Consider the following 15,405-nt stretch of genomic DNA (forward strand, 5'->3'; position numbering starts at 1 on the left):
TCAGGCGGCCATCAGCTTTTTCACCGCTCTCATATCCTGCAGGAACCGGTCGCGTTCTGCCTGCCTGTCCGCCGGCTCGCGAATGCGCAGGATGAAGGACGGGTGGATGGTGACGAAGACACGCAAGCCATCGTCACGCTCCACGACGGCCCCGCGCATCTTCATGATCGGCACCACCTTGCCGAGCAGCGCCTGCGCCGCCGTTGCGCCGAGCGCCACCGCCAGATTGGGCTTGATCAGATCGATTTCCTTGTCGAGCCACCAGCGACAAGCCTGCACCTCGCCGGCGTTCGGCTTGGAGTGGATGCGCCGCTTGCCGCGCGGCTCGAACTTGAAATGCTTGACTGCGTTGGTGACGTAGACTTTCAGCCGATCGACGCCGGCATCGTCCAGGATCGCGTCGAACACCTTGCCCGCCGGACCGACGAAGGGCTTGCCCGCCAGGTCCTCCTGGTCGCCCGGCTGTTCGCCGACGAAGATCACCTTGGCTTTATCAGGGCCTTCACCGAACACGGTCTGCGTGGCGTCGTGCCATAGCGGACAGCGGCGGCAGATCTTGGCCGTTTCGCGCAGTTCAGGAATCGTCCTGGCGTCGATTTCTGTCGTTTCCGGAGACTTGCTTGCAGGCAAGCGTCTTGCCTGCACTTTGGCATGGTGCGGCGTCGGGGTTGTCTGCATCCTGGCGATCATGACTAAGGCGGCCTTGCTCGCTCCTGCAATCAGACACGCAATGAGCAAAGCCCGCCGAAGGTTCCGCTGAAATTATTCCGCATGGGCCTTCACCGGCGGATGGCCGACGATGTGATGCCCTACACCTCGTGCAGATAGAGGTGATAATCCAGTTCGCTGACCGTGCGCGCCACGCGCAGATATTCCGACTGCTTGATCGCCACGAACGTCCGGTGCAGGTCTTCGCCCAATGCGCCCTTGAGGAAGGTCGACGCCCTTGCCGCCTCGATCGCGGCACGCCAGTCGACCGGCATCGTCGTGCGCGTGACGGCTGATTCGTAGCCATTGCCGGTGGTTTCGGGACCGGGATCGAGGCCTTCGTCGAGGCCTTTGACGACACCGGCCAGCACCGTTGCCGCCACCAGGTAAGGATTCGCGTCGACGCCCGATGGCCGGTGCTCGATGCGGCGGTTCCTGGCATCGCCGGCCGGCACACGCAGTGCCACCGAACGGTTGTTGACGCCCCAGGTCGGCGCCACCGGCGCATAGGATTGCGAGACGAAGCGCCGCCATGAATTGGCGTGCGGCGCGAAGACCAGCATCGATTCCGCCATCGTCTGGATCAGTCCGCCGAGGCCGCGCAGCAGCGGCAGCGACCAGCTTTCGCCGCCGGTTTCGGCAAAGACATTCTTGCCGGCATCGTCTAGCAGCGAGACGTGAAAATGCATGCCCGAGCCGGCATATTTCTCGATCGGCTTGGCCATGAAGCAAGCGGTGACACCATGACGGCGCGCCTGCGCCCGCACCAGTCGCTTGAGCATGACGAGATCGTCGGCCGCCCGCATCACATCCTTGCGGTAGTTGAGCGTCAGCTCGTACTGGCCGGGCGCATATTCCGAGATGACCGTCTCGGCCGGGATGCCTTGCACCTTGGCTGCGGCGTAGATGTCGGAAAACAGCGGCTCCATGCCGTGCAGATGGTCGACGGAATAGACCTCAGTCTTGGCCGAGCGGCGTCCGTCAAGCACCGCGTGCGCCGGCTGCACCTTGCCTTCGGCGTCGCGCTCGTTGGCGAGCAGGAAGAATTCGAGCTCGAAGGCGCCGGCCGGATGCAGGCCCTGGGCCGCGAGGATGTCTACCTGGCGGGCGAGTGCCAGCCGCGGGTCGGACGACATCGGCTGGCCATCGAGATGGTACATCGCCATCAGCACCTGACCGCGCGGCGGCTGGGTGCCGAACAGCGGCACCAGTGTGCCGGGGATCGGCCACGCCCGCAGGTCGCCGTCGCCCGTCGTCCAGATCAGCCCGGTCTCGTGAACATCCTCGCCGGTGATGTCGAGGCCGAGGATCGAGATCGGCATGTGCCGGCCCCCCTCGAAGATGCTCATCAACTCATGCCGGCGCACGATCTTGCCGCGCCCGACGCCATTGGCGTCGGTCAGCACGATGTCGAACGCTTCGATCTCGGGATGAGCGTCGAGAAAGGCCAGCGCCTCGGCGGGCGTCGAGCCCGAAGGGGATGCCGTGACCAGGTTCAAACTTTGCTTGGGCGCTTGTTTCATGCCGCAAGCTTGTCTCACGCCGTAAGCTTTGCCGCAACCGCGCCGAAGGCAGTGATCAGCCGGTTCACCTGGGCGGCGCTGGTCGCAGGAGAGATCAGCATCATGTTGTGGAAGGGTGCGATCAGCACGCCGCGATTGACCAGCGCGACATGGATTGCCGCCTCGAGCTCCGGCACGTGCGCAGCCTCCGCTTCGCCGCCGTTCCTCAGCAGGCCCGGCGCGCAGATGAACTCGACACGGGCACCGACGCGAGCAACATGCCAGGGCAGACGATAGCGATCGATGACGGCGGTCAGCCCGGCGTCGAGCCGCCGCGCCAGATTGTCCATATGGCTGTAGTTCTCGTCGGTCATGACGTATTCGAGCGTGGCGCGCATCGCTGCGAATTGCAGCGGATTGGCCGACAGCGTTGTCCCCATGCCGGAGTAGCCGGGCTCTTTCCGGCTGATATAAGCGGCATAGCGGGCCGCAACGTCTTCGCTCATGCCCCAGACGCTCGCCGGTACGCCGCCGGCAATCGGCTTGCCTAGCACGAACAGGTCCGGCTCCAGCCCGTATTTGCTTGTATAGCCGCCGGGACCGGTCGAGATTGTATGCGTCTCGTCGATTAGAAGCAGCGTGCCGGTCGCACGGGTGAGACGCCGCAAGCCATCATGAAAGCCGGCTTCGGGCAGCACCATGCAGGAATTGGTCAGCACCGGCTCGGCGATGACGCAGGCGACATCGTTGCCCCGGAGTGCCGCGTCGAGCGCCGGCAGATCGTTGAACTCGACGACATCAGTCGCCCGCGTCAGGTCGCGGAACTCGCCGGCCAGTCCCGGTCGATTCACCGCTTTCCCGGCGACCAGCCGCACCATCGTCTCGTCGACCGAGCCATGATAGCAGCCGTTGAAGACCAGTATCTTCTCCCGGCCGGTAACGGCGCGGGCAACCCGCAGCGCGAAGCGGTTGGCGTCGGTCGCCGTCGTCGCGATCTGCCAGAACGGCAAGCCGAAACGCTGCTGCAGCAGCGGCCCGATGGCGAGCGCGTTCTCGGCAGGCAGCATGTAGGTCAGGCCGCGTCCGGCCTGCCTGCGGATGGCGCGTGCGACCGGCGGCGGCGAATGACCGAACATCGAACCGGTGTCGCCAAGGCAGAAATCGTCGAGCCGGTTGCCGTCGATATCTCTGATGATGGCGCCCCTGGCACTATCGACAAGGATCGGGAACGGCGTCGGCCAGTCGTTCATCCAATGCATCGGCACGCCGCCGAAGAAGCCGGGCAGGCCATTGCCGATTTTCGCCATCGATTTCGGCCGCGCCCGGCAGAAGACTTCTGCCTCGGTCGCGCGCAACTCGGCGATCCGGGCCGGGCCGATGCCGCCGATGGAAGTCTTTGCATGGTTCATGACGTTCATGGCGGCCCTCTCAGTCGCACATTAGACAATCGGCGGCCGCTACCGCAATTGGCCGGGCGGCTGCCCTGTGTTGGGTCAGCGGTCATTTGAATGAAAACAGGCGCTTGACCGCGAGCCGCCTTCGGGCGCCAATGGTACTTCGGCTGGAGGGCATAAGATGGTGCGGGCGACCGTCTGCGCAACAACGCTGCTGTCGTCGGTTGGTGCGGCTCTGGCGTCCGGCGGCATCTGGTGTTCCGCCGAGGATGCAGCCGTCAAATTTCAGATCGGTGCCGGGGTCACCAGAGGCATGGGCGGGCCGACCTTCAATTTTAGCGGTGAGCTCGAGATTCTGGGCAGGCCGGCTGCCGACAGTCTGCGCAAGACGGTGTTCGAGGATCAGAACCTCACGCAATATTGGCTCGACAACAAGGAATTGCGGCTGCTCGTCTACCACGAACGGCAGGTCGAAAACGCCTACGGCTACGTCGAACTGGCGATCCTGACCAAGGCCAGCGACGAAGGCGTCTATGACGGCCGCTATTTGCTCTCAATCTATGATGGAACGGCCGAGGCCGAAAAGGACGGCAAGCAGGCTGAATTGACCGGCAAAGTATCTTGCGGAGCCGAGTAAGTAACAGGCTACGCCGAAATATCGATGACGCCGCAGTCGCCAGCAGCGCTGCCAAAGGCGACGCGGCGCTCTTCCTTGTCCCACATCATCGAAGTGACGGCGCCCTTGCCGGGCCGGCGCAACAGCACTTCCTTGGCGTCGGCGAAGCGCACCGCCATCACCATCCCGTCATCATAGCCGATAGCAACGACGTCCTGGCTCGGGTGACAGGCGACGGAGGTGACCATCGCATTGCCGCGCGTGCCGAGTTCCAGCGGCGCCTTGCCCATCGGCCCGTCCTTGCCGGAAAACGGCCAGACGATCGCCGCCGGCGCGCCGGAACTCGCCAGCCATTTGGCCTTGGCGCTCCACGACAGGCTTTTCACCTTGCCGGGGTAGCCGGACATGCGCATGTGCTTGCCGTCGGCGAGCTTCCAGCCATGCAGCGCGTTTTCCTGCATGGTGGTGACGACGAAGCCGCCGTCCGGCGAGAAGGTGATGCCGGTGTGGGCGCCGGCCCATTCGAGCTCGACCGGCTTGCCGTCGGCAGCCGGGAAGTGCAGCGTCGCGCCATTGTAGCGGGCAACGCCGAAGCGCATGCCCTTGGGCGAGAAGGCAAGCCCCTCGACCGAGCGCGGATGCGAGAATTCCCTGGTTTTGCCGTCGGCAAAGCGCACATAGGCAATCTTGCCCGAAGCATAGGCAACAGCGCCTTGCGGCCCGGCGGCGACGCTGGTTATCCATTTTTTGCCTGCGGTCGCCAATTCCATTGTATTGCCGCCTGGGGTCACGGCAAAGATCCTGCCGTCCTCACCACCGGTGATCAGTCGGTCGTTTGCCGCATCATGGAAGGCGGCGAGCATTCCGTCATTGGCCTGCACCGTCTTGTGGCCGTGGTCGAGCCGATGGATTGTGCCGTCGGCCAGCGCAAAATGCGGCACGTCGCCGAGAAACACGGCGGCGAGGCAGTGGCCTTCGAGATCGAGCGGGGCGACTGTCGGCATGAGAGATCATTCCGTTCGAGATTTCTGCTTGTCATCTAACCCCGCCGGGCTGTCGGCGAGGCTCCGCCTTCTCCCCTTGTGGGAGAAGGTGGATTGGCGCGCAGCGCCAAGACGGATGAGGGGTGCTGGACGGAGTGCCGTCCTTGCCAAGCTGGAACACCCCTCATCCGACCGAGCTTTCGCTCGGCCACCTTCTCCCACAAGGGGAGAAGGAGAGAAGGGGCAGCGCTAGCGCTATAAAGTCCGGAAATCAAGCGGCCTGGCAGGCCTCGAAGCTTGTCTTCAGTCGCTCGGCGTCGAGTTCGCGGCCGATGAACACCAGCCGGCTCTCGTGCTTCTCGTTGTCCTTCCAGGCGCGCTGGTGGTCGCCCTCGATGATCATGTGCACACCCTGGATGACATAGCGCTCGTCATCGCCTTTCAGCGCAATGATCCCTTTCAGCCGCAGGATGTTCGGGCCTTCCATTTGGGTGACCTTCTCGATCCACGGGAAGAACTTTTTCGGGTCCATCTCGCCGCCGCGCAGCGACACCGACTGCACAGTCACGTCATGGATGTCGGAAGGGTGCGCATGATGATGCCCGTCATGATCGTGGTGATCATGGCCGTCGTGATCATGGTGATGGTGGTCATGATCATGATCATGATGGTCGTGATCGTCATGCGCCTCGAGGAAGTGCGGATCGTTCTCCAGCGCCCGGGACAGGTCGAACGCACCGCGATCGAGCACCTCGGACAGCGCCACGCTGGCGCGTGTGGTGCGGTGGATTCGTGCCGCCGGGTTGATGGCGCGGATCGTCGCCTCCACCTTGCTCAGCTCTTCGGGGGTGACAAGATCGGTCTTGTTGAGCACGACAACGTCGGCAAAGGCGATCTGGTCCTCCGCTTCGCGGGAATCCTTGAGACGCAGCGGCAGGTGCTTGGCGTCGACCAACGCCACCACTGCATCGAGTCTGGTCTTGGAACGCACGTCGTCGTCCATGAAGAAGGTCTGCGCCACCGGCACGGGGTCGGCGAGGCCGGTGGTCTCGATGACGATGGCGTCGAAGCGGCCGGGCCTGCGCATCAGGCCCTCGACGACGCGGATCAGGTCGCCGCGCACGGTGCAGCAGACGCAGCCATTGTTCATCTCGTAGATTTCCTCGTCGGATTCCACGATCAGTTCGTTGTCGATGCCGATCTCGCCGAATTCATTGACGATGACGGCGTAGCGCTTGCCATGGTTTTCCGAAAGGATGCGGTTGAGCAGTGTCGTCTTGCCGGCGCCGAGATAGCCGGTGAGGACGGTTACGGGGATCTGCGTCTGTGCGTCGCTCATATTGTGCCTCGAAAAGGATTGTCGGCTCCATATAGGATGTGTGCTCGGCTTTTGCACGAGGCAAACCGGTGGGCCAAAGAGGGGCTGGTATTGCCGAACTTTCCTCACATTGCCGAACTTTCATTAGCGCCGCCTGACAGCGGGCCCTAGACAGGCGGGGTCATTTACGGAGCTGTTCGCGTTGAAGAGGCGCCAGATGTCCGACAAGTCCTTGCCACTGAGCCGTCGGCAGGCGCTCGGTCTCGTTGCGGTTACCGCTGGCGGCATATTCCTGCCCGCCGGTGCAAGGGCCGGGAAGGTTTCGCCCTATGCCGGGCTTGCTTTGTTTGAAGCCGGTGCTGGTTTCTGCACCATCACGCCCGAGGTTACAGAAGGGCCGTTCTATTTCGACCCGAAGCTCGAACGCGCCGACATCACCGAGGGCAAGAAGGGCATCGCCCTCAATGTGCGGCTGCAAATCGTCGACGCCGCCTGCCGCCCGCTTCCCGGCGCACGCGTCGATATCTGGCATTGCGATGCCCAGGGCGCCTATTCCGGATATCCCGGACAGGGCGACGGGCAGGATATCGACACGTCCGGCCAGAGCTTTCTCCGCGGCTGGCAGAGAACCGATGAAAGCGGCATCGCTTCTTTCGCCACCATCTATCCCGGCTGGTATCGCGGCCGCACCACCCACATCCATTTCAAGATCTTCCCCGACGACCGCTCGGTGATGACCGGCCAGATGTTCTTCCCCGACAGCCTCAGCGAGCAGATATTCGCCACCGTCGCGCCCTATAAAGATCGCCCCGGCAAACGCGATACATCGAACGCGCGGGACGGCATTGCGCGGCAGGCCGGGCCGCTGTCGCAGGCAGCGCTGCGGGAAATGGCGGACGCCTATCAGGCGTTGATGATGGTCGCGGTGAAACCTGGTTGAGAACACCTCGTCACGTCCCCATCCAGCCATTGCGGAAAGTCGTTTGTCATCTAACTGAAATAAACATCTGGCATTAGCCACGGCGAACACCGCGAAGCTTGCCGGCAAAGCTATTTTCCGAGCCGGAATGTTTCGATCGTCATTGCCAATCGGCGGCCTGCTTCTATGCTGCCCGTTCCGGTTCGGCCGAGGAGGGATGAGCATGGCCAAGGCGGACAAGACTGCAACAATGAGCCGGCTGCATTCGGCGGCGCGGCTGGCGCGCACGGCGCTCGCCGCCCGGCTTCTGGCGCATGGTTTCTATGCCGGTCAGGACCAGATCATGCTGGCGCTCGACCGCGAGGACGGGCAGACGCCCGGCAACCTTGCCGGCCGCCTCGGCGTGCGTCCGCCAACCATCACCAAGACCATCAACCGGCTGCAGGCGCAGGGCTTTCTGGAGAAGCGGGCCTCGTCCGCCGATGCCCGCCAGGCGCATATTTTCCTCACCGACACCGGCCGCGAAATCATCCACGCCATCGAGAAGTCGGTGAAGAAGACCGAAAAGCAGGCATTGAAGGGTCTCGACAAGAAGGACCAAAAAGCGCTGTTCAAGCTGCTTGCCCGCGTCGAGGCGAACCTGTCGAACGGCGAACTGGTGCTCCCGGATGACGAACTGGATATCGAAGACAAGATGCTTGAATAGCTCACGCGTTCGCCGCTGACGGCCGCCGCGTCAGTGCCGACCAACGTCCCGGTGTGACGCCGAACGCCTTCTTGAAATGCCGATTGAAATGGCTTTGATCACTGAAGCCGGCTGCGATGGCGATTTGCGCCAGCGGCTCGTCGGCTTCGATCATCCGACGGGCCCGCTGAAGCCGGCGCATCACCAGGAACCGGTGCGGGCTGGTGGAGAAGGTGGCGCGGAAATGCCGCGAAAGGGCATAACGGTCCAATCCGGTTATCGCCTCCAATTCGTCTGAACGTACAATCCGCGCGACATTTTCCTCCAGATAGTCGCGCGCCAGGCTGGCGGCGCGCCACGCCGTTTTCGCTACCGGTTTCGCCGGCTGACCGGCGTGCCGGGCCAGGCTTTGCATAAGCTGCGTCATGAAATCGACGACAAACAGCTCGTCCAGTTCCTGATCCAGCGGCCCGAGCGCCGAAAGCAGCGTCGCGCGGAGATCGCGGTCTGTCACCACGGCATTCCCGACGAATGGCAGTGATCCGCCGCCGAGACAATCGAGCATCAGGGACGGCTCCAAATAGAGCATTCTGTATCGCAAGCCGTCTTCGGTGCCGGCACCGCCATCGTGCAGTTCGTCGGGATGAAGGATAATGATCTGGCCAGGCAGGCTCTGATGCATTTGGCCGCGATAGCAGAAGCGCTGCACGGCATAAAGCGTCACCCCGATCGCATAGGTGTCGTGGCGATGGAGATCGAAGGCATTGCCGTGGAATCGGGCCTCGATGCGTTCCATCCCGGCAGCACCGGGTGCCGGTACGATGCAGTTCTCGGCTGCATCCACGCACAAACGTCCAAGACCCTGAAAGGCTTCCCGGTCTAGATCGTGCGGCATCGCTTCACTCGCAGCCTCGGATTGGCCCCCTTTTCGGATTGGAAACTGTCGCATGTTCGATACAAAATTTGCAATCGTGCTCAAGGATGATCTTCCCGTCTGGCAAAAGCTCAATGTCACCGCCTTTCTGACCAGCGGCATCGTCGCGCAATTTCCCGACATTATCGGCGACCCCTACCGTGATCGCGCCGGCAATATCTACAACCCGCTGTCGGTCCAACCGGTCATCGTGCTTTCGGCGGACGGCCAGACGCTTGGCGCAATCCAGCGGCGGGCGCTGGAGCGTGGTGTGACGGTATCGCTCTATGTCGAGGAAATGTTTTCGACTGGTTATGATCTGGCCAACCGTGCCGTCTTTGCCGAATTTGCGCCGGAGGATGCCAAGGTGGTCGGCATCGCGCTTCGCTCCGAAAAGAAACTCGTCGACAAGATCACCAAGGGCGCCCGCATGCACGCCTGAGTCGTCGGCCACTAGGTCGGCCACTGGGAAACAAACTGAGCCTGTCGGCGGCCGTCGTTGTGCCAGACTGTTTTGGCTTGCCCGCAGGCGACAATTGCCGCATGGGTGAAGGACTGCCTTGCTTCCCGTCCGGCCTGAAATTGAATGCTCACCCAAGACATGACGAAAGCGCGACATCGCCGGCGGCGATCCTGTGCATGCTTTCCGTCTATGTGTTTTTCACCTTCCTCGACACCAGCAGCAAGTACCTTGTGCTGGCCGGCGTCTCGGCGCTGATCGTCGCCTGGGCCCGCTTCGCGGTCCATGTGCTGCTCGTCGGCGTCTTTCTGCGTGGATGGCGCGAGCCGCTGCGCTTTCGTCCCGCCAACCTGCCGGCGCATCTCACGCGCGGTCTGCTCCTGTTCGGATCGACGATATGCAACATTCTCGCGCTGCGGACGCTGCAGCTGGCGGAAACCACCTCGATCTACTTCTTCGGCCCGATGGTGATCACCGCGCTTGCCGGTCCGTTGCTCGGCGAATGGGCCGGCTGGCGGCGCTGGCTGGCGATCATGAGCGGCTTTGTCGGCGTCCTCATCATCACCCGGCCGGGCATCGGCGTTTTTGGCGTCGGCCATCTCTTTGCGCTCGGCTCGATGCTATCGAACAGTTTCTACGTCATCATGACGCGCCGCATGTCGGCGACGGAAACCTCGGAAAGCCTCATCCTGTTTTCGGCGTTGGCGCCGGCCGTGCTGCTGCTGCCGACACTGCCGTTTTCGCTTTCGCTGCCGCAGGATGGCTGGCACTGGTTCATATTGCTGATGCTTGGCGTCTTCGGCGCCATCGGCCATTGGCTGCTTGTGCAGGCCTATCGCCTTGCCACCACCACGGCCCTGGCCCCCTATCCCTATTCGCAGATGATCTGGATGATCATCTCCGGCCTGATCGTCTTCAACCAGTTTCCCGACCGCTGGACGCTGGCCGGTGCGACAGTCATCGTCGCCAGCGGTCTCTACATCGTCCACCGCGAGCACCGGCTTCGTGTGCGCAACCGCGCAACGCTGGGCGCGGAGGCGGAAGCGCTGGCAAAAAAACTTTGATTTGCTCGGAATCGATGGCATAAGAGCCGGCCTTTAAACAGTTTAAATTGCTTCGGGAGCGCAGGGCGCTGGCACAGAAGATCAAGCTTTCGACCATCGCGGATGCGCTCGGCGTGTCCACGGCCACGGTCTCGCTGGCCTTGCGCGACAGCCCGCTGGTCGCCGGCGGCACCCGCGATCGCATCAAGGAACATGCACGCGCCATCGGCTATATCTACAACCGCCGCGCCGCCAGCCTGCGCACCTCGCGCTCGGGCATAGTCGGCGTCGTCGTCCACGACATCATGAACCCGTTCTTTGCCGAGATATTGCGTTCGATAGAGAGCGAGCTCGACCGCAGCCGGCAAACCTTCATCCTGTCGAACCACTACGACCAGCTCGAGAAACAACGCACTTTCATAGACACGCTTCTGCAGCTTGGCGCTGACGGGGTCATCATGTCGCCGGCCATCGGCACGCCGCCCGAAGACATAATCTTGGCCGAGGAGAACGGTCTCCCGGCAGTGCTGATTGCACGCACCGTCGAAGGTGCCGACGTGCCGGTGTTTCGCGGCGACGACGCCTATGGCACCGGGCTTGCCACCAACCATCTGATCTCGCTTGGCCACAAGCGCATCGCCATGATCGGCGGTACCGACCAGACGTCGACCGGCCGCGACCGCTATCAGGGATATGTCAACGCCATGGAGGCGGCAGGGCTTGAGGTCAGGCCGTCCTGGCGCATCCCCGGCCCGCGCACCAAGCAGGCCGGCTTCGAGGCGGCCGGGCAGTTCCTGGCGCTGAAGGACAGGCCGACCGCGGCCTGCTGCTGGAACGACCTCGTCGCCATCGGCCTGATGAATGGCATTGCCCGCGCCGGGCTGGTGCCGGGCATCGACATCTCGGTTACCGGCTACGACGACCTCGAGGAAGCGGCGATCGCCACGCCGGCGCTGACTACCGTGTGGAACGGCCAGCGCGAGGTTGGCCGCCGCGCCGCCAGCGCGCTGCTCGACAAACTCAACGGACAGACGGTGCGGCCGTCGCAGGAACTGATCAAGCCGGAACTGCATGTGCGCCAGTCGACCGGCAAACCGGTGGAACGTGCATGACAAAAACCGAACAGCAAGCTGTTACTATTCTGGTGCCGGGCCAGTTCAACGACCATGCGGTCGGCCGCATCGACGGGGCGTTCAGCCGCGTCCGGATCGAACGCGCCGATCCGTCGCTGGTCACCGACGAGATGCGTCATACGGTGCGCGGCATAGCCGCCTTTGGCGGCATAGCCGCCTTTGGCGGCATAAGCGCCGCGTTGATGGACGCGCTGCCAAAGCTCGAGATTATCGCCAATTTCGGCGTCGGCTATGATTCGGTCGACATCCGCCACGCCGCACGGCGCGGCATCATGGTCACCAACACACCGGATGTGCTGACCGAAGAGGTCGCCGATACGGCGCTCGGCCTGTTGATCAATGCCGTCCGCGAACTGCCGCGCGCCGAGGCCTGGCTGCGCGACGGAAGCTGGCTGAGCAACGGCAACTATCCGCTGAGCCGGCTGACTTTGCGCGGTCGCCATGTCGGCATCTTCGGCATGGGCCGCATCGGCCTCGCCATTGCCCGGCGGCTCGATGCTTTCGGACTGCCCATCGCCTATCACAACCGGCGCCGCGTCGAAGGCCTGTCCTATGACTATCACCCGACGCTGAAAGGTCTCGCCGAGGCGGTCGACACGCTGATCTCGGTGGCGCCCGGCGGGGCCTCGACGGAAAAGGCCGTCAATGCCGAAATTCTCTCGGCTCTTGGGCCGAACGGCGTCTTCGTCAATATCGGCCGGGGCAGCACGGTCGACGAACCAGCCCTTGCCGCCGCACTTGCCAGCGGCAGCATCGCCGCTGCCGGGCTAGACGTCTTTGCCGACGAGCCGAATGTGCCAGCGGCGTTGCTTGCCGCGCCCAACACCTCGCTTTTGCCGCATGTCGGCTCGGCGTCCGAGCATACGCGCCGCGCCATGGCCGACCTTTGCGTCGACAATCTGGTCTCGTGGTTTTCGCAGCGCAAGGCGCTGACGCCGGTGCCGGAGACGGCAAATGTCAAGGCAAGGCCGTAAGCGGGCTGCCATATCTATTAACTTCAGCTTAACCCTTCGGAATCATTCTGGTCCCCTCGCAGTGTATGTCCGCCTGACAGGACATGACAGCAACATGAAGCGCGCCTCCCTGATCTCTTCGAACCGGCGCGCTTGAAATGCGCGGAGAACCAGGATGAAGACGCTTCCTGCATTGATGGCAGCCGCTGTGCTGTTCGGCAGCGCCCAGCTGTTTTACGCCGGTAGCGGTGAAAGCCGTGCGGCCAGTGAGTCACCGCTTTCATCCGGCAACTACAGGCTGGTAGCCCATGGCAACGAGGGGTCTTGTGCGGTCAGCCGCGGCGCCGAGATTTCGCAAGGCCTGTCGCTGTTGACGGTCGCAGCAAATTGCCGCCGGGTGTTGCCCGGCGTCGAGCAGGCGAAGTTCTGGCGAGAGCAGGATGACGGCACGGTCACCTTCAGCGCCAACGGCACCGATCCGATCGTCATGTTCTCAGTCGCCGACGGCGATGGTTACGAATCCTACGCGCCGGCGCTGCCGCTGCTGACGCTGGCGTCAGCCGGCAACTAGCGAGCGCGGCAGGACTATTCCGCGGCTGCGCGCACACCCGATTTCGCCGCCTGATGCAGGCGCACCGCATCGCCGAATGCGCGAAATATCTTTACCGAGATACTGTCCGATTTGACCCAGTATTCGGGATGCCACTGGACGCCGACAGCGAAAGCCCGTGCATCGCGCACCGAAACCGCCTCGACAGTGCCGTCGGCGGCGACCGCTTCGACCTGCAGCTTTGGGCCAAGCCGGTCGATGGCCTGGCGATGCACCGAATTGACCATGATATCGCCGGCGCCGAAGACCCCGGCCAGGCAGCTGCCGGGTTTTATCGCCACGCTCTGGCGGATGGCGAAGCGTTCGTCCTGATTGTCGCTTGCCGGCGCACGATGATCGAGCGAACCGGCGCGTTCCTGGATTTCGGTGGCCAACGTGCCACCCAGCGCCACATTCATCTCCTGGATGCCGCGGCAGATGGCGAGCAATGGCACCCCGCGCTCCACCGCCCGGCGGATCAGCGGCAACGTCGTCGCGTCGCGGGCGGAGTCGTAAGGACCATTGGCTTCGCTGGCGTCACCGCCATAGAGCGAGGGATGAACGTTCGATTTGGAGCCGGTGACCATGACGCCGTCGACGGCGGAAAGCAGTTCGTCGAAGTCGAGCCGGTCGCCGAAGGACGGTACCAGCAGCGGGAACACGCCTGCACCCGAAAGCGCCGCTTCGAGATATTGCTGTGGCGCGGCATGCCAGGTGTAATTGTCGAACTGGCGGACATCGGTCGATACGGCGACGAGCGGCTGGTGCATTTGGTCCGGATCCCATCGGGTGCAACGAATTATCTGCCTGCAAAATAGGCGATCCGAAGGCGCATTTCCATGGCAAGTTTCGGCGTGTCGCGTAGGCCAGTTAATCGACCTTAGACTATAGTTGCAAGATCTGCCCCAACGCCGTGAATTTCCCCGAAATGCGCCACTCAAACCGGGCTGCCGTGCTGGACTCGACTCCTTGCCTGTGTATTGTCGGCTCGAAGCCGATCCGGGCGCCGAAGTGTCCCGAATGTCGGTCAGTGGATCCAAAAGGGAGGAACTTCATGGATCGTCGTTCGTTCATCCGCAAGGCCGGCACCACCGGTTTCGGCGCTGCGGCCGCTGCCGCGACACTTGCTGCGCCGGCCATCGCCCAGTCCAATCCGAAAGTGACCTGGCGACTGGCGTCGTCCTTCCCGAAGTCGCTCGATACGATCTATGGCGGCGCCGAAGTGTTTTCCAAGATGCTGTCGGAGGCGACCGACGGCAACTTCCAGGTCCAGGTCTTCGCCTCCGGCGAACTCGTTCCCGGCCTGCAGGCCGCCGATGCCACCACAGCCGGCACGGTCGAGGCCTGCCATACCGTGGCATACTATTACTGGGGCAAGGACCCGACGTGGGCGCTGGGAGCGGCGGTTCCGTTTTCGCTCAACGCGCGCGGCATCAACGCCTGGCACTATCATGGCGGCGGCATCGATCTGTTCAACGAGTTCCTGGCGACGCAAGGTCTGTTCGGGCTGCCGGGCGGCAATACCGGCGTGCAGATGGGTGGCTGGTTCCGCAAGGAGATCAAAACGGTCGCCGACCTTTCCGGCCTCAAGATGCGTATCGGTGGTTTTGCCGGCAAAGTGGTGCAAAGGCTCGGGGTGGTTCCGCAGCAGATCGCCGGTGGCGACATTTATCCGGCGTTGGAAAAAGGCACGATCGACGCCGCCGAATGGGTCGGCCCTTACGACGACGAGAAGCTCGGCTTCTATAAGGTTGCGCCCTATTACTACTATCCCGGCTGGTGGGAAGGTGGACCGACCGTCCATCTGATGTTCAACAAGGCGAAATACGACGAACTTTCGCCGGCTTACAAGTCGCTGGTGCATACTGCCGCTCAAGCGGCCGACGCCAACATGCTGCAGAAATACGACTATCTCAATCCGGCGGCGGTTAAGCGGCTGGTTGCCGGCGGTGCCAAGTTGAGCCCGTTCAGCCAGGAGATCATGGCCGCCTGTTTCGAAAAGGCCAACGAAGTCTATGCCGAGATGGAAGCCTCGAATGCGCCGTTCAAGAAGATCTGGGATTCGATCAAGGCGTTCCGCAAGGAGCATTATCTCTGGGCGCAGGTGGCCGAGTACAACTATGACACCTTCATGATGGTCCAGCAGCGCAATGCCAAGCTCTGATCCTGTTGCTTCGCGGCGGAGTGTT

The 15,405-nt window shown here is 63.0% G+C and carries 16 protein-coding genes; 9 read left to right on the forward strand and 7 right to left on the reverse strand.

Translation table 11 applies throughout. The annotated features are described in order from the left end of the window. The 3 genes from NKH28_RS01170 to NKH28_RS01180 all read right to left on the reverse strand — a co-directional run bounded on the left by NKH28_RS01170 (position 1) and on the right by NKH28_RS01180 (position 3,628). On the reverse strand, positions 1 to 723 hold the full coding sequence (locus NKH28_RS01170; protein WP_352470171.1) for a UdgX family uracil-DNA binding protein: 723 nt from the start codon (positions 721 to 723) through the stop codon (positions 1 to 3). An 86-nt stretch (positions 724 to 809) separates the two neighbouring features. Next, entirely contained in the window at positions 810 to 2,231 is a 1,422-nt protein-coding gene (locus NKH28_RS01175) for a glutamine synthetase family protein (RefSeq protein ID WP_352540365.1), read from the reverse strand. 14 nt (positions 2,232 to 2,245) lie between these two features. Then, entirely contained in the window at positions 2,246 to 3,628 is a 1,383-nt protein-coding gene (locus tag NKH28_RS01180) for an aspartate aminotransferase family protein (protein WP_352919207.1), read from the reverse strand. 157 nt (positions 3,629 to 3,785) lie between these two features. On the opposite strand from NKH28_RS01180, the gene NKH28_RS01185 reads away from it, so the two are divergent. After that, positions 3,786 to 4,241 (forward strand): hypothetical protein, encoded by a 456-nt coding sequence (locus NKH28_RS01185; protein WP_352540367.1) that lies wholly within the window; start codon positions 3,786 to 3,788, stop codon positions 4,239 to 4,241. Between the two features lie 8 nt (positions 4,242 to 4,249). Here NKH28_RS01185 and NKH28_RS01190 read toward each other — a convergent pair whose 3' ends face one another. Both NKH28_RS01190 and NKH28_RS01195 read right to left on the reverse strand, forming a co-directional pair. Then, positions 4,250 to 5,224 (reverse strand): WD40 repeat domain-containing protein, encoded by a 975-nt coding sequence (locus NKH28_RS01190; protein ID WP_352919210.1) that lies wholly within the window; start codon positions 5,222 to 5,224, stop codon positions 4,250 to 4,252. Positions 5,225 to 5,474: 250 nt separating this feature from the next. Then, positions 5,475 to 6,542 carry a CobW family GTP-binding protein gene (locus NKH28_RS01195; RefSeq protein ID WP_352919213.1) on the reverse strand — a complete coding sequence of 356 codons (1,068 nt, stop codon included), beginning with the start codon at positions 6,540 to 6,542 and terminating at the stop codon, positions 5,475 to 5,477. 196 nt (positions 6,543 to 6,738) lie between these two features. Between NKH28_RS01195 and NKH28_RS01200 the strand changes: the two genes are divergently transcribed. Together NKH28_RS01200 and NKH28_RS01205 are read left to right on the forward strand one after the other, a co-directional pair. Continuing rightward, positions 6,739 to 7,461, forward strand: coding sequence for an intradiol ring-cleavage dioxygenase (locus NKH28_RS01200; RefSeq protein WP_352919216.1), 723 nt, complete (start codon positions 6,739 to 6,741; stop codon positions 7,459 to 7,461). Between the two features lie 202 nt (positions 7,462 to 7,663). Next, on the forward strand, positions 7,664 to 8,146 hold the full coding sequence (locus NKH28_RS01205) for a MarR family winged helix-turn-helix transcriptional regulator (RefSeq protein WP_352919218.1): 483 nt from the start codon (positions 7,664 to 7,666) through the stop codon (positions 8,144 to 8,146). A gap of 1 nt (position 8,147) precedes the next feature. Here NKH28_RS01205 and NKH28_RS01210 read toward each other — a convergent pair whose 3' ends face one another. Next, positions 8,148 to 9,020, reverse strand: a complete 873-nt coding sequence (locus tag NKH28_RS01210; protein ID WP_352919380.1) for an AraC family transcriptional regulator — start codon at positions 9,018 to 9,020, stop codon at positions 8,148 to 8,150. A 52-nt stretch (positions 9,021 to 9,072) separates the two neighbouring features. Between NKH28_RS01210 and NKH28_RS01215 the strand changes: the two genes are divergently transcribed. The 5 genes from NKH28_RS01215 to NKH28_RS01235 all read left to right on the forward strand — a co-directional run bounded on the left by NKH28_RS01215 (position 9,073) and on the right by NKH28_RS01235 (position 13,198). Next, on the forward strand, positions 9,073 to 9,480 hold the full coding sequence (locus tag NKH28_RS01215; protein ID WP_352919221.1) for a DUF2000 family protein: 408 nt from the start codon (positions 9,073 to 9,075) through the stop codon (positions 9,478 to 9,480). 197 nt (positions 9,481 to 9,677) lie between these two features. Further along, positions 9,678 to 10,562: a DMT family transporter gene (locus NKH28_RS01220; RefSeq protein ID WP_352919224.1), complete on the forward strand. Its 885-nt coding sequence runs from the start codon at positions 9,678 to 9,680 to the stop codon at positions 10,560 to 10,562. A 68-nt stretch (positions 10,563 to 10,630) separates the two neighbouring features. Beyond that, positions 10,631 to 11,653, forward strand: coding sequence for a LacI family DNA-binding transcriptional regulator (locus NKH28_RS01225; RefSeq protein WP_352540495.1), 1,023 nt, complete (start codon positions 10,631 to 10,633; stop codon positions 11,651 to 11,653). After that, complete coding sequence (locus NKH28_RS01230; protein ID WP_352977575.1) at positions 11,650 to 12,648, forward strand: 2-hydroxyacid dehydrogenase; 999 nt, start codon at positions 11,650 to 11,652, stop codon at positions 12,646 to 12,648. The genes NKH28_RS01225 and NKH28_RS01230 overlap by 4 nt, the downstream gene beginning before the upstream one ends. A gap of 154 nt (positions 12,649 to 12,802) precedes the next feature. Next, complete coding sequence (locus NKH28_RS01235; protein WP_352919227.1) at positions 12,803 to 13,198, forward strand: hypothetical protein; 396 nt, start codon at positions 12,803 to 12,805, stop codon at positions 13,196 to 13,198. A gap of 14 nt (positions 13,199 to 13,212) precedes the next feature. On the opposite strand, the gene NKH28_RS01240 is transcribed toward NKH28_RS01235, so the two are convergent. After that, a complete protein-coding gene (locus NKH28_RS01240) occupies positions 13,213 to 13,986 on the reverse strand; it encodes a gamma-glutamyl-gamma-aminobutyrate hydrolase family protein (RefSeq protein ID WP_352540375.1) in 774 nt (257 codons plus the stop codon). A 284-nt stretch (positions 13,987 to 14,270) separates the two neighbouring features. On the opposite strand from NKH28_RS01240, the gene NKH28_RS01245 reads away from it, so the two are divergent. Further along, positions 14,271 to 15,380: a TRAP transporter substrate-binding protein gene (locus NKH28_RS01245; protein ID WP_352540376.1), complete on the forward strand. Its 1,110-nt coding sequence runs from the start codon at positions 14,271 to 14,273 to the stop codon at positions 15,378 to 15,380. The last annotated feature ends 25 nt before the right edge of the window (positions 15,381 to 15,405 follow it).

The organism is Mesorhizobium sp. M1227 (assembly GCF_040318315.1).
In the GTDB taxonomy this organism is placed as follows: domain Bacteria; phylum Pseudomonadota; class Alphaproteobacteria; order Rhizobiales; family Rhizobiaceae; genus Mesorhizobium.